Source organism: Streptomyces sp. NBC_01723 (genome assembly GCF_036246005.1).
Lineage (GTDB): Bacteria > Actinomycetota > Actinomycetes > Streptomycetales > Streptomycetaceae > Streptomyces.
The window spans coordinates 730,050-743,053 of record NZ_CP109171.1; the positions used below are offsets into that span (position 1 = coordinate 730,050).

A 13,004-nucleotide genomic window follows, 5' to 3' on the forward strand; every position below is an offset into this window, starting at 1 on the left:
CCGCCCGTGCGGTCTCAGGTGTGCGGGACCACCGCCACCGGGCAGTCCGCGTGGTGCAGCACACCGTGCGCCACCGAGCCGATCCGGGCACCGACGGCCGTACGGCGGGCGCGGCGGCCCACGACCATCAGCTGGGCGTTCGCCGCCACCGACAGCAGCACCTGGCCGGCGCTGCCCATCTCCACGTGCTCCACCACCGGCACGTCCGGGAAGCGCTCGCGCCAGGGAGCGAGCGCCTCGCCCAGCGCCTTCCGCTCGTACTGCTCCAGCCCGCCGGCCTCGTCGGCGAGCGCCATCGAGCCGGGGCTGTAGGTGAAGACCGTCGGCAGGGCCCAGGCCCGCACGGCGCGCACGGTGGCGCCGCGCGCGGCGGCCGCCTCGAAGGCGTACCCGATCACGTCGGCGCTGTCCTCCGGCTCGCCCTGCTGGCCGACGACGACCTCGCGGCCGGCGGCCTCGCCCGCGGCCTCGTCACCGGCGCGCACGAGGACGACGGGCCGGGTCGCCTCGGCGATCACCTGGCGGCCGACGGAGCCGAGCAGGAAGCCGACGACCGCCCCGTGACCGCGCGAGCCGAGCACCAGCGTTCCGGCGTCGGCCGCGGCGGCGAGCAGTACGGCGACGGGGTCGTCGGCCTCACGGACCTCCGCGGACACCGTCAGCTCCGGGTGCCTCTCGGTGATGGTCCGGACCGGCTCGGCGACCGCCTCCCGCACCCACCGCTCCTGCGCGTCCCGGTCCCCCTCGCCGCCGTCCCGGACCCTCCAGGCGTGCACGACGTGCAGCGCCGCCTCCCGGCGGACCGCCTCCCTCGCGGCCCAGGCCAGTGCGGCAAGACTCTCCTCCGAACCGTCCACGCCTGCCGTGATCGGGCGCGTCATACGGGTCCCTCCCTGTGTCGCGGTGACGTCCATGGGGCCCAGTCTTCCCTACGATGTCCGCATGCCATTGGAGTGGGAGCAGGTGATGGTCGACGCGGCCGACCCCGAGGCCCTCGGGCGCTGGTGGGCCCGGGCACTGGGCTGGGTGGTGGTGGACGACTCCGCCGACGAGTACGAGATCCGTCCGGAGCCGGACCGGCTGCCGGGACTGCTGTTCGGCCGGGTGCCGGAGGGCAAGTCGGGGAAGAACCGGCTGCACCTCGACTTCCGGCCCGTGGACCAGGCGGCCGAGGTGGCCCGCCTGCTGGAGCTGGGGGCGCGCCACGCCGACGTGGGCCAGGGCGAGGAGGTCCCGTGGGTGGTGCTGGCCGACCCGGAGGGCAACGAGTTCTGTGTGCTGGGCCCACGCGGCGGGAGCCCGGCTGCCTGAGCGAGGTGCGGCGATCGAACATACGATGGGCTGCAGGCCGGTGCGGTGACGGGGACGCCGTGCCGTGAATCCGGCCGCTCGACGTGGGGGACGCATGGCACAGGACGACGGGGCGACGCGGACCGTCATCATGACCGTGGACGACGATCCGGGAGTCTCCCGTGCCGTCGCCCGTGACCTGCGGCGACGTTACGGCGCCACGTACCGCGTCGTGCGCGCGGAGTCCGGTGAGTCGGCCCTCCAGGCGCTGCGGGAACTGAAGCTGCGCGGCGACCTGGTGGCGGTGCTCCTCGCCGACTACCGGATGCCGCAGATGAACGGCATCGAGTTCCTGGAGCAGGCCCTGGACGTCTATCCGGGCGCCCGGCGGGTGCTGCTGACGGCGTACGCGGACACGGGCGCGGCGATCGACGCGATCAACGTCGTCGACCTGGACCACTACCTGCTCAAGCCGTGGGACCCGCCCGAGGAGAAGCTGTACCCGGTCGTGGACGACCTGCTCCAGGCCTGGCGCACCGGCGACCACCGGCCGGTGCCCAGCACCAAGGTCGTCGGGCACCGCTGGTCGGCGCGGTCCTCGGAGGTCCGCGAGTTCCTGGCCCGCAACCAGGTGCCGTACCGCTGGTACGCGTCCGACACCCCGGAGGGGCGCCGCCTGCTGTCGGCGGCCGGGCAGGACGGGCGGCGGCTGCCGGTGGTGATCACACCGGACGGGACGCCGCTGGTGGAGCCGGAGGCGCCCGACCTCGCCGCGCACGTGGGCCTGGCGACGACCCCGACCTCGGACTTCTACGACCTGGTGGTGATCGGCGGCGGCCCGGCCGGGCTGGGAGCGGCCGTGTACGGGGCCTCGGAGGGGCTGCGGACGGTGCTGGTGGAGCGGTCGGCGACCGGCGGCCAGGCCGGGCAGAGCTCCCGCATCGAGAACTACCTCGGCTTTCCCGACGGTGTCTCCGGCGGGCAGCTCACCGAGCGGGCCCGGCGGCAGGCGGCGAAGTTCGGCGCCGAGATCCTCACCGCGCGGGAGGTGACCGGCCTGGAGGCCAACGGGGCCGCGCGGGTCGTGCGCTTCTCGGACGGCTCGGCGATCGCCGCGCACAGCGTGATCCTGGCGACCGGCGTGTCCTACCGGCAGCTCGCGGCGCCGGGCACCGACGAACTGACCGGCTGCGGCGTGTTCTACGGTTCGGCGCTCACCGAGGCCGCCTCCTGCCAGGGCCACGACGTGTACATCGTCGGCGGCGCCAACTCGGCCGGGCAGGCGGCGATGTACCTCGCGCGGGGCGCCAAGTCGGTGACACTGCTGGTGCGCGGGGGCTCCCTGGCGGCGTCGATGTCGCACTACCTGGTCCAGCAGATCGAGGAGACGCCCAACATCCACGTGCGCTGCGGCACCGTGGTCGAGGGCGCGCGGGGCGACGGCCGGCTGGAGCGGCTGACCCTGCGCGACGCGGAGGCCGGCGGCACCGAAGAGGTCGACGCGCAGTGGCTGTTCGTGTTCATCGGCGCGGCGCCGCTGACCGACTGGCTGGACGGGACGGTGCTGCGGGACGAGCGCGGGTTCATCCTCGCCGGGCCCGACCTCACCGTGGACGGGCGGCCGCCGGCGCAGTGGGAGCTGGACCGCCCGCCGTACCACCTGGAGACCAGCGTCCCGGGCGTGTTCGTGGCGGGCGACGCCCGCGCCGAGTCCGCGAAACGGGTCGCGTCCGCCGTCGGAGAGGGAGCCATGGCCGTGATGCTCGTCCACCGGTACCTGGAGCAGTCGTGAGCGGGCGGCCGATGCCGTGCGCGCCCGAGGAGATCGCGAAGCTCTTCCTGTTCGAGAAGCTGTCGCCCGAGCAGCTGGGACGGCTGTGCGCGGAGGGGCGGGTCGAGTTGTTCGAGCCCGGCCCGGTGTACACCGAGGGCGAGGACGCGACGTGCTTCTACGTGATGATCGAGGGGTCGGTCGTGCTCTCCCGGCGGGTCGGCGGGGACGACGTGGAGACCAACCGCACCTCGCAGCGCGGTGTGTACGCGGGCGCGATGCAGGCGTACGTCGGTGACCGGCTGCCGCAGGTCTACAACAACTCGATGCGGGTCACCGAGCCGACGCGGTTCTTCGTGCTGCCCGCCGCGACGTTCGCGGCCGTCATGCGGGAGTGGTTCCCGATGGCGGTGCATCTGCTGGAGGGGCTCTTCTTCGGGTCCAAGAGCACGCAGCGGGCGGTCGGGCAGCGCGAGCGGCTGCTGGCCCTGGGCTCGCTGTCGGCTGGTCTCACGCACGAGCTGAACAACCCGGCGGCCGCCGCGGTGCGGGCCACGTCGACGCTGCGGGAGCGGGTGGCGAAGATGCGGCACAAGCTGGCCGTGATCGCCGAGGGCCCGTTCTCCCGGGACGCGCTGGCGGGGCTCATCGAGATCCAGGAGCGCACGGCCGAGCGGGTCGCCAAGGCGCCGTCGCTCAGCCCGCTGGAGGCCGCCGACCGGGAGGACGCCCTCACCGACTGGCTGGAGGACCACGGTATCGACCACGGCTGGCAGCTCGCCCCGACCTTCGTGCAGGCCGGTCTGGACACCGACTGGCTGGAGCAGGTCGCGGCGGCGGTGGACGAGGAGATCCTCGCGGGAGCGGTCGGCTGGCTCAACTACACCGTCGAGACCGAGCTGCTGATGAACGAGATCGCGGACTCCACGGCCCGCGTCTCCCACCTCGTCGACGCCGCCAAGCAGTACGCGCAGCTCGACCGGGCGCCCTACCGCACCGTCGACGTCCACGAACTCCTGGACAGCACCCTGCTGATGCTGTCCGGCAAGATCGGCCCCCGGATCGAGGTCGTCAAGGAGTACGACCGCACGGCGCCGAAGGTCCCGGCGTACCCGGCGGAGCTGAACCAGGTGTGGACCAATTTGATCGACAACGCGGTCGCCGCGGTGAACGGCGCGGGCGGCGCCGGGACGCTGACGGTGCGGACCGCCCTCCACCACGACCGGCTGCTCGTGGAGTTCCGCGACACCGGCACCGGGATCGCACCGGAGATCCGGGAGCGCATCTTCGACCCGTTCTTCACCACCAAGCCGGTGGGCGAGGGCACCGGGCTCGGCCTGGACATCTCCTGGCGGATCGTGGTCAACAAGCACCACGGCGCGCTCCAGGTGGAGTCCGAGCCGGGCGACACCCGTTTCCAGGTGCTCCTGCCGCTCACCGCCGCCGAGCCGGATCCGACCGAGGAGACGGCACGAGAGGAGACGGCATGACCAGCGACACCGGAATCGACCCCACCGTCCCGCCGAGCGGTACCGGCTGCGCCGAGTGCGACGCGGCCGGCGGCTGGTGGTTCCACCTGCGGCGCTGCGCGAGCTGCGGCCACGTCGGGTGCTGCGACAGCTCGCCGGGGCAGCACGCGACCGGGCACTACACGGCCACCGGGCACCCCTTGGTGCAGAGCTTCGAGCCGGGCGAGGAGTGGTACTGGGACTACGCGGCCGGCGAGGTGCGCGAGTCCGGTCCCGGCCTCGCCCCGCCGTCCAGTCACCCCGAGGACCAGCCGGCGCCCGGACCGGCCGGCCGGGTCCCGGCGAACTGGGCCGCCACACTGCGGCGCTGACCGCCCGCGGACCGGTCCGGCCGGACCGGGCCATCCCGGCCCCACGGGACGGGAGGCGCTGTCGGATCCGCGTGTCAGGATGGGCGGCGTGCCGCAGACCTCACTCACCAGCCCACTCGTCGGCCGCGAGGACGAACTCGCGCGTCTCACCGGCGTCCTGGAGCGCGCCCGTGCCGGGGAGGCCCGCGCGGTGCTCGTCGCCGGGGACGCCGGGGTGGGCAAGACCCGGACCCTGGACGAGGTCGCCGGCCGGGCCGCCGCGGCCGGGACCACCGTGCTCACCGGGCACTGCGTGGACCTGGGCGACGTCGGTCTGCCCTATCTGCCGTTCACCGAGATCCTCGGCGCGCTGGCCGCCGACGAGCGGTTCGCCGCCGTGCTGTCCGCCCACCCGGTGGCCGACCGGCTGCTCGGCGGCGGCCCGGACGACGGGGGCATGGCGGACCGGTCGCGGCTGCGCCTCTTCGAGGGCGTGGCCGCGCTGCTCACCGACCTGGCGGACGTCGCGCCGCTGCTGCTGGTCCTGGAGGACCTGCACTGGGCCGACCAGTCCTCCCGGGACCTGCTGAGGTTCCTGCTCAGCCGGGGCGTGCTGCAGCGGCCGGCCGGCGGGGCTCCGGGCCACCGCCTCGCGGTGCTCGCCTCGTACCGGGCGGACGACCTGCACCGCCGGCATCCACTCCGGCCCCTGCTGGCCGAGCTGGTGCGGCTGCCCGCCGTGGAGCGTCTTGAGCTGCGTCCCCTGCCGGACGCCGACGTCGCCCGGCTGGTCCGCGCGCTGCGGGACCGGCCGCTGCCGGACACCACCGTGCACCGGATCGTCGAACGCGCCGAGGGCAACGCCTTCTACGCCGAGGAGCTGGTGGCGGCCACGGACACGCCCGCGGTCGGCGTGCCCAGCGGCCTTGCCGACGTGCTGCTCATCCGCTTCGAGCAGCTGTCGGAGACCGCGCAGCAGGTGCTGCGCACCGCCGCGGTCGCCGGGCGGCGGGTGGGGCACGATCTGCTGCGGGACGCCGTGGGGCTGCCCGAGGAGGAGCTGGAGTCGGCGCTGCGCGAGGCCGTGGAGCGGCAGTTGCTCGTCTCCGGCGACGGGGACACGTACTCGTTCCGGCACGCCCTGGCCCGGGAGGCGGTCTACGCCGATCTGCTCCCCGGGGAACGGGCCCGGCTGCACGGCGGGTTCGCGCGGCTGCTCGCCGGGCCGGACCGCCGCTCGGACAGCGCGGCCGAACGCGCCCACCACTACCGCGAGAGCCACGACCTGCCCGAGGCGCTGGCCGCGTCCCTGGAGGCCGCCGACCACGCGCAGCGCGTCGGCGCACCCGCCGAGGAGCTGCGGCACGTGGAGGCGGCCCTCGACCTGTGGTCGGCGGTCGACGCCGCCGCGCGGCCCACGGGCCCCGACGCGGTGACGCTGACGCTGCGCGCCTCGGCGGCCGCGGTGCATGCCGGGGAGGTGCACCGGGCGGTCTCCCTCACCCGTTCCGCGCTGGCCGGCCTCGGCCAGGACGCCGACCTGGAACTGGCGGCCCGCGTGCGCTACACGCTCGCCGGGAACCTGCTCAGCGTCGACAACCAGTCGGCGGCGTACGCCCACAGCAGCGAGGCGCTCGGCCTGATCCCCGCCGAGCCCCCGTCGGCGACCTGGCTGTGGGCCGCGGCGACCCATGTGATGGCGGCCCGCCAGGTCGGGGAGAACGGGACGGCGCTGAGCGTGGCCCGCCGGGCCCTCGCAGTGGCGGAGGAGCTGGGCATCACCGACGCCCGCGCCGACCTCCTGATCTCCCTGACCAGCCTGGAGGGCGGCAACCGGAGCACTCCTCAGGGCCGCGAGCGCCTGCTCGAGGCGCGGGAGCTGGCACGGCGGGCGGGCAACGCGCCGGTGGAGCTGCGCGCCCTGTTCAACCTGGCCATCGGCGGCTTCGAGTCCGGCGACCTGGAGGAGTGCCTGACCCGGGCGTCGGAGGGACTGGACCGGGCCCGCCGCTCCGGGCTGCTGTCGTCGCCGTATCCGCGGGAGATGCGGTATCTGCGGCTGCTGGTGCAGTACACGCTGGGGCACTGGGACGAGTGCGTACGCGACTCCGAGGAGCACAGCGGGACGCTGCCCGCCTGGGGTGGTCACACCCTCGGTCCGGGGCTGTACGTGGCTCTGGCGCGCGGCGATGCGGGGGCCGCCGACCGCGCCCGGGCGCTGCTGAAGGGGCCGTTCGACTGGATGGCCCGGCTCGTCGGGGGCATCGTGCTGACCGACGCCGCCGCCCTGCGCGGGGACGCGGCCGACGCCGTGCGGTCGATGAGGTCCACCGTGGAGGCGCTCAGCGACGACGCGGGCACACCGCCCCTCGCCACCGTCAGGCTCGCCGCCCTCGCCCTCTCCGCGGTCGCCGACACCGTGGTGGAGCTGCGCAGGACCGGGGACGAGGCCGGCGCCGCCCGCTGGACGGAGACCGCGACCGAGCTGGTGGGGCAGGCGCGGTCGTCCGCCGGGTACGGGGAGCACGGTACGCCCCAGGGCCCGGAGGGGCAGGCATGGCTGGCGCGGGCCGAGGCGGAGTGGATCCGGACCACCGGTTCCGAGCCGGACCCGGCGTCCTGGGAGAGGACGGTGGCCGCGTTCGCCTTCGGCGACACCTATGAACGCGCCCGGTGCCGGCTGCGCCTCGCGGAGGTCCTGCTGGCGGCCGGCCGCCGCGAGGAGGCGGCCACCGAGGCCGAAGCGGTACGCCGGGAGGCCGACCGGCTCGGCGCCACGGTGCTGCGCGAGCGGCTGGACCACCTGACCCGCCGCGGCCGCCTCACGGACGCGGCGCCCGCCGGCGGGCCGGGGGCCGCGGTGCTCACCGCCCGGGAGCGGGACGTGCTGCGGCTGCTCGCGCTGGGCCACAGCAACCGCCGGATCGGCGAGGAGCTGTTCATCAGCGCCAAGACGGCGAGCGTCCACGTCTCCAACATCCTCGCCAAGCTGCACGCGGCCGGCCGCACCGAGGCGGTCGCCATCGCCTACCGGCAGGGTCTGATCGTCCCGGAGCCGGCGTCGTCGGACTGAGCAGGCCTGTGCGGGCGCCGGGAACCCCCGCCGCCCGGCGGACGTTGACCCGGCACCGACACCCGTACGCGTACCCCTACCCGCGCCCGGAGCGCGCACGACGAAACAGGGCGGCACGATGAGCGAGTTGGTCCCCGGGGGCAACGTCCCTCTGCCCGCCGGCCCCGTGCAGGTACGGGTGCCCGGCCCCTTCGACGTGTCGGCGCTCGTCACGGACGACGGCGGAAAGGTCGGCGGGGACGGGGACTTCGTCTTCTACAACCAGCCGCAGGCACCCGGCGCCCGGCTCCTCGGCGGCACGCTGACCGTCGATCCGGCCCGGCTGCGGCCCGGTGCGAGCCGGGTGACGGTGGTGGTCAGCCCGTCGGACCCCGGGACCGCCCTGAGCGCACTCCCCTCCCCCGCCCTGCACGTCACCGACACCGCCGGCCGGACCCTGGCCCGGTTCACCCCCGCGCGCCCCGGGCAGGAGGCCGTGCTGCTGCTCGCGGAGCTGTACCGGCGCGGCGAGCGCTGGAAACTGCGCGCCCTGGGCCAGGGGTACGCCGACGGACTCGCCGGACTCGCCCGCGACTTCGGGGTGGACGTGATCGACGACGCCCCCGTGCCGCACGGGACGCCGGCCCCGTCACCCGTGCCGGCCGCCGACGCCGACGGCTTCCTCGGCCTGGTCAACTCCGCCCGGACGGCAGCCGGTTCCCCGCCGCTCACCGCGGACGCCCGGCTGGTCTCCGCGGCCGGGGCGCACGCCGCCGCGATGGCCGCCGCGGGCACGCTGAGCGTCGAGACACGGGACGGCGTCTCCGTCCATCAGCGCGTCGTCGCCGCCGGATTCGCCTACCTCACCGTCGGCGAGCACCTCGTCTCCGGCCCGCGCACACCCGCCGAGTTCGTCTCGTACTGCCTGGGCGCCGAACGCACCCGGCGCACGCTGCACGACACCGCCTTCACGCACGCCGGCTGGGGCCGCGCCACCGGCGGGCCCTCGGGCGACGTGTACTGGACGGCGCTGTGGGCGGTGCCGCTCACCCCGGCCGGACTGGACCGCACCACGGCGGAGGTCGTCGCCCTCACCAACCGGGAGCGGGCCGGGGCGGGGCTGCCTCCGCTGGCCGTCGACGCCGCTCTGAGCCGGGCCGCGCAGGCGCACAGCGCGGACATGGTGGCCCGCGACTTCTACGCCCACACGGACCCCGACGGCGGGAAGCCCTGGGACCGGGCCGCCGCCGCGGGAGCCACCCGGCGCACGGTCGGCGAGAACATCGCCTGCGGGCAGCGCTCCGCGGCCGACGTGGTCGAGGGCTGGATGAACAGCCCCGGGCACCGCGCCAACATCCTCAAGGCGGACTTCACCCACCTCGGGGTCGGCCTGGCCGGGGGCGGACGGGCGGGCACCTACTGGACCCAGCTCTTCGGCGGCTGAGCACCTGGGACGGATCGGCACGCGATCTTGGCGGAACGGCACTCTCCGGGCCAGGATGCCGGTATGAAGGGTGACCTCTTTTCCAGTGAGCACATGGTGCAGCCCGCCTCAGCGCCGGGCATGACCGTCGAGAACTCCAAGTGCATCCGCTATGCGGTGAACGGTGAGATGCTCGCCCGGCAGGGCGCGATGATCGCCTACCGCGGCCAACTCCAGTTCGAACGCAAGGGCCAGGGCGTGGGCGGCATGCTCAAGCGCGCGGTCACCGGCGAGGGACTGCCGCTGATGGCGGTGCGCGGACAGGGCGAGGCCTGGTTCGCGCACGAGGCGCAGAACTGCTTCATCGTCGAGGTCGAGCCCGGCGACGAGTTCACGGTGAACGGGCGCAACGTCCTGTGCTTCGACGCCTCGTTGGCGTACCGCATCTCCACCGTGAAGGGCTCGGGCATCGCCGGCGGCGGACTGTTCAACAGTGTCTTCACGGGACACGGCAGGCTGGGGCTGGTGTGCGAGGGCAGCCCGTTGGTGATCCCGGTCTCGCCGCAGTACCCGGTCTACGTCGACACGGACGCGATCGTCGGCTGGTCGGCGGGGCTCGAGACCTCCCTGCACCGTTCGCAGTCCATGGGTTCGATGCTGCGCGGCGGCTCCGGGGAGGCGGTCCAGCTGCTGCTCCAGGGCGAGGGCTACGTCGTCGTCCGGCCCAGCGAAGCGACACCGCAGAAGGCGCAGCAGCACTGATGACCGCATTGATCGGGATCACGGAGATCGAAGCCGCGGCCCAGCGGATCGCCGGACATGTCGTCCGGACCCCGACCGTGCCCAGCCCCGGGCTGTCCGCACTGCTCGGGGTTCCGGTCACCGCGAAGCTGGAGCTGCTCCAGCGCACCGGCTCGTTCAAGGCGCGGGGCGCGACGGCGAAGCTGCTGTCGCTGACCGAGGCCGAGCGGGCCGCCGGGGTCGTCGCGGTCAGCGGCGGCAACCACGGCATCGCCGTGGCGGTGATGGCCGCGGCCCTGGACGTGAAGGCGACGGTGGTCATGCCGCGCACGGCACCGGCCCGTTCCGTCGAGATCGCCGAGGAGGCGGGCGCGCTGGTGCGGCTCACCGACGGCATGGACAGCGCCTTCGCGCTCGTGACGCGCCTGCGCGAGGAGGGACTGACCCTGGTCCACCCCTTCGACGACCCGGTGGTGATCGCCGGTCAGGGCACCGTCGGGCTGGAGTTCGCGGAGGACGCCGGGGACCTGACCGACGTGCTGGTGAGCATCGGGGGCGGCGGTCTGATCGCGGGCGTGGCCGCGGCGCTGCGGGCGCGGCGGCCGGAACTGCGGGTGTGGGGTGTGGAGACCGAGGGCGCCGAGGCGATGTCCCGGGCGCTGGCGGCGGGCGGGCCGCTGCCCGTGGCCCTGTCGTCGATCGTCACCACGCTCAGCGCCCCGGCCGTCTCGCAGGTGACGTACGAGCATGTGTCGGCGCTGGTCACCGAGGTGCTGGTGGTGTCGGACCGGGAGGCCGTCGAGGGGTCGCTGGCGCTAGCCGAGCACGCCAAGGTGTGGACCGAGCCGGCGGCCGGGTGTCTGCTGCCGGCCGCCCGGCGGGTGGTGGAGCGGGTGGGGGACGGCGCCCGGCTCGGTCTGGTCGTGTGCGGCGGCAATGCCACGACCGCCGACATGGCGTCGTGGGCGGACCGGTTCGGGGTGCGCTGACATCGTTTGCTGACACCGCTTTCCGGCACCGGATCCGTATTTACCGCCGGTTACCCCCAGGTGGGCATCGGAATTCCGGTACCGCGCGGTCCGGCGGCGGAATTCGGGACGGACGAGCGTGCGGGACCATCCAGTTCAGGGCTGGTCCATACCGGGTCGGCCGCTTTTCCCGCCTACATGGTCGCGCAGGTGTTCGGCGCGTTTTGAAGAAGGGTCAGAAAGGGGCCCGGATCGCGCATTCGTTGAACGCGGCCGGGCCCGCTCACCGTATCCCTGGGCAAGCTGAGAGCCAGCGGTGCGAACGAGGGATGGCCATGGGCTGGGCGCACGTCTCCACACACGAGTTGGTCGCCGGGCGGTACCGCCTGCTGGAGGTCGTCCACGAGGAGACGAACCGCGTCTGCTGGTCCGGGGAGGACACCGGGACGGGGCGTCCGTGCCTGGTCACGCGGATCGCGCTCCCGGAGGAACAGTCCGGCGACACCGCCCGCCGGGCCACCGGGCGGGTGGTCCGCACCTGCGAGACCGTGGAGCGGCTGTGCCCGGGGCGGATCGTCCCGGTGGTCGACGCGACCGTCGCGGACGGCGCCCTGTGGACGGTGACCGAGTGGGTCGGCGGGGTGCCGCTCGGCGACCTCCTGGACCGGCAGGGCACGTTCAACTACGTGCGCGCCGCACGCGTCGGCCTGGAGCTGCTGGCCGTGCTGGACGCGGCGCACGGCGAGGGCATCACCCACGGCGAGCTGAGCCCGGGCCAGGTGTTCGTGCGCGAGGACGGCTCGGTCGCCGTCACCGGGTTCGGTCTGGCCGGCGCCACCCTCGCCCCGCGGCTCACCGCGCCCTCGTACGCCTCGCCCGAGCAGGCCCGCGACGAGCGGATCGGCCCCGCGGCGGACCTGTGGACGCTGGGCGCGATCCTCTACACCATGGTCGAGGGGCGTCCGCCCTTCCGCGACCGCGGCCGGCCCGAGGCGACGCTGAAGGGCGTGGACCGGCTGCCGCTGCGCACCCCGGCGCGCACCGGTCCACTCACCCAGGCCGTACTGGGACTGCTGCGCAAGGACTCCCGCGAGCGGCTGACCCGCCCGGTGGTCCGCGAGGCGCTCACCCGGGTGCTGACGGAGGATCCCGACACGGCCGTGCGCGAGGTCCCGGGCCCCAGGCTGCGCGGTGTGTACGCCGCCGCCCGGGGCGCGAGCCGGGCGTGGAGCAGGCGCGGCACGGTCGTGGGGACCGCCCTCGCGCTGGTCACGGTCACGGTCGCGGTCGTCGCCGTCACTCAGGGGCTGCCCGGCACCGACGACGGTTCCGGCCCGGACGCCCGGCAACGCCCCTCGATCCCCGCCGCCCCCTCCCCCGAGGACTCCGCCCCCGCCTCGCCCGCGCCCCCGCCGAGCGCGCGTCCGTCACCGTCGAAACCGGCCGACGGAACGCTGCCCGCCGGGTTCAGCCGTTACGACGCGCCGGAGGGCTTCTCCGTGGCCCTGCCCGGGCACTGGCGGCGTCTGGACACCGCTCGGGTGCCGGACGGGGCCTACCGGGTCGTCTTCGGCGCGTCCGGCGACCCGCGCACCCTCGCGGTCACCTACAGCGAGCGCGCGGGCGCGGACCCGGTCGCGGTGTGGCGCGACGACGTCGAGCCGGGACTGGAACGCTCGGGCGGCTACCGGCGGATCGGCGAGATCCGGGCGACGACGTACCGGGGGCGGGAGGCGGCCGACATGCAGTGGGTGGCCTACGACGACGGCGACCGGCTCCGCACCTTCGGCCGCGGGTTCCTGCTCGGCGGCGGGCGCAGCTTCTCGCTGCGCTGGACGACCCCGGCCGCCGACTGGAACGACGGCGAGAACGAACGGGCGCTCGCCACCTTGCTCGGCAGCTTCCGGGAGGACACGGCCTGACCTCTTCCCTCCCGTTTA

At 74.7% G+C, this 13,004-nt stretch carries 10 protein-coding genes; 9 read left to right on the top strand and 1 reads right to left on the bottom strand.

The features are described from left to right. Window positions 1–14 precede the first annotated feature (14 nt). A complete protein-coding gene (locus OIE75_RS03405; RefSeq protein ID WP_329469443.1) occupies window positions 15–881 on the bottom strand; it encodes a universal stress protein in 867 nt (288 codons plus the stop codon). A gap of 61 nt (window positions 882–942) precedes the next feature. Here OIE75_RS03405 and OIE75_RS03410 point away from each other — a divergent pair, with 61 nt between their 5' ends. From OIE75_RS03410 to OIE75_RS03450, 9 genes are all read left to right on the top strand, one after another. Next, window positions 943–1,311, top strand: coding sequence for a VOC family protein (locus OIE75_RS03410; protein WP_329469445.1), 369 nt, complete (start codon window positions 943–945; stop codon window positions 1,309–1,311). A 94-nt stretch (window positions 1,312–1,405) separates the two neighbouring features. Continuing rightward, window positions 1,406–3,082 (top strand): FAD-dependent oxidoreductase, encoded by a 1,677-nt coding sequence (locus tag OIE75_RS03415; RefSeq protein ID WP_329469446.1) that lies wholly within the window; start codon window positions 1,406–1,408, stop codon window positions 3,080–3,082. Window positions 3,083–3,093: 11 nt separating this feature from the next. Next, on the top strand, window positions 3,094–4,551 hold the full coding sequence (locus OIE75_RS03420; RefSeq protein WP_443078439.1) for an ATP-binding protein: 1,458 nt from the start codon (window positions 3,094–3,096) through the stop codon (window positions 4,549–4,551). Then, complete coding sequence (locus OIE75_RS03425; RefSeq protein ID WP_307009521.1) at window positions 4,548–4,901, top strand: UBP-type zinc finger domain-containing protein; 354 nt, start codon at window positions 4,548–4,550, stop codon at window positions 4,899–4,901. Before OIE75_RS03420 ends, OIE75_RS03425 begins: the two co-directional genes overlap by 4 nt. 79 nt (window positions 4,902–4,980) lie before the next feature. Further along, window positions 4,981–7,953 (top strand): helix-turn-helix transcriptional regulator, encoded by a 2,973-nt coding sequence (locus OIE75_RS03430; protein WP_329469449.1) that lies wholly within the window; start codon window positions 4,981–4,983, stop codon window positions 7,951–7,953. A 118-nt stretch (window positions 7,954–8,071) separates the two neighbouring features. Further along, entirely contained in the window at window positions 8,072–9,376 is a 1,305-nt protein-coding gene (locus tag OIE75_RS03435; RefSeq protein ID WP_329469450.1) for a CAP domain-containing protein, read from the top strand. A gap of 63 nt (window positions 9,377–9,439) precedes the next feature. Then, on the top strand, window positions 9,440–10,117 hold the full coding sequence (locus tag OIE75_RS03440; protein WP_307009526.1) for an AIM24 family protein: 678 nt from the start codon (window positions 9,440–9,442) through the stop codon (window positions 10,115–10,117). A gap of 8 nt (window positions 10,118–10,125) precedes the next feature. After that, the gene (locus tag OIE75_RS03445; RefSeq protein WP_307017714.1) at window positions 10,126–11,085 is read left to right on the top strand and encodes a threonine/serine dehydratase; all 960 of its coding nucleotides are present in this window, start codon (window positions 10,126–10,128) and stop codon (window positions 11,083–11,085) included. 308 nt (window positions 11,086–11,393) lie between these two features. Then, window positions 11,394–12,986 (top strand): serine/threonine protein kinase, encoded by a 1,593-nt coding sequence (locus OIE75_RS03450; protein WP_443078279.1) that lies wholly within the window; start codon window positions 11,394–11,396, stop codon window positions 12,984–12,986. Window positions 12,987–13,004 lie beyond the last annotated feature (18 nt).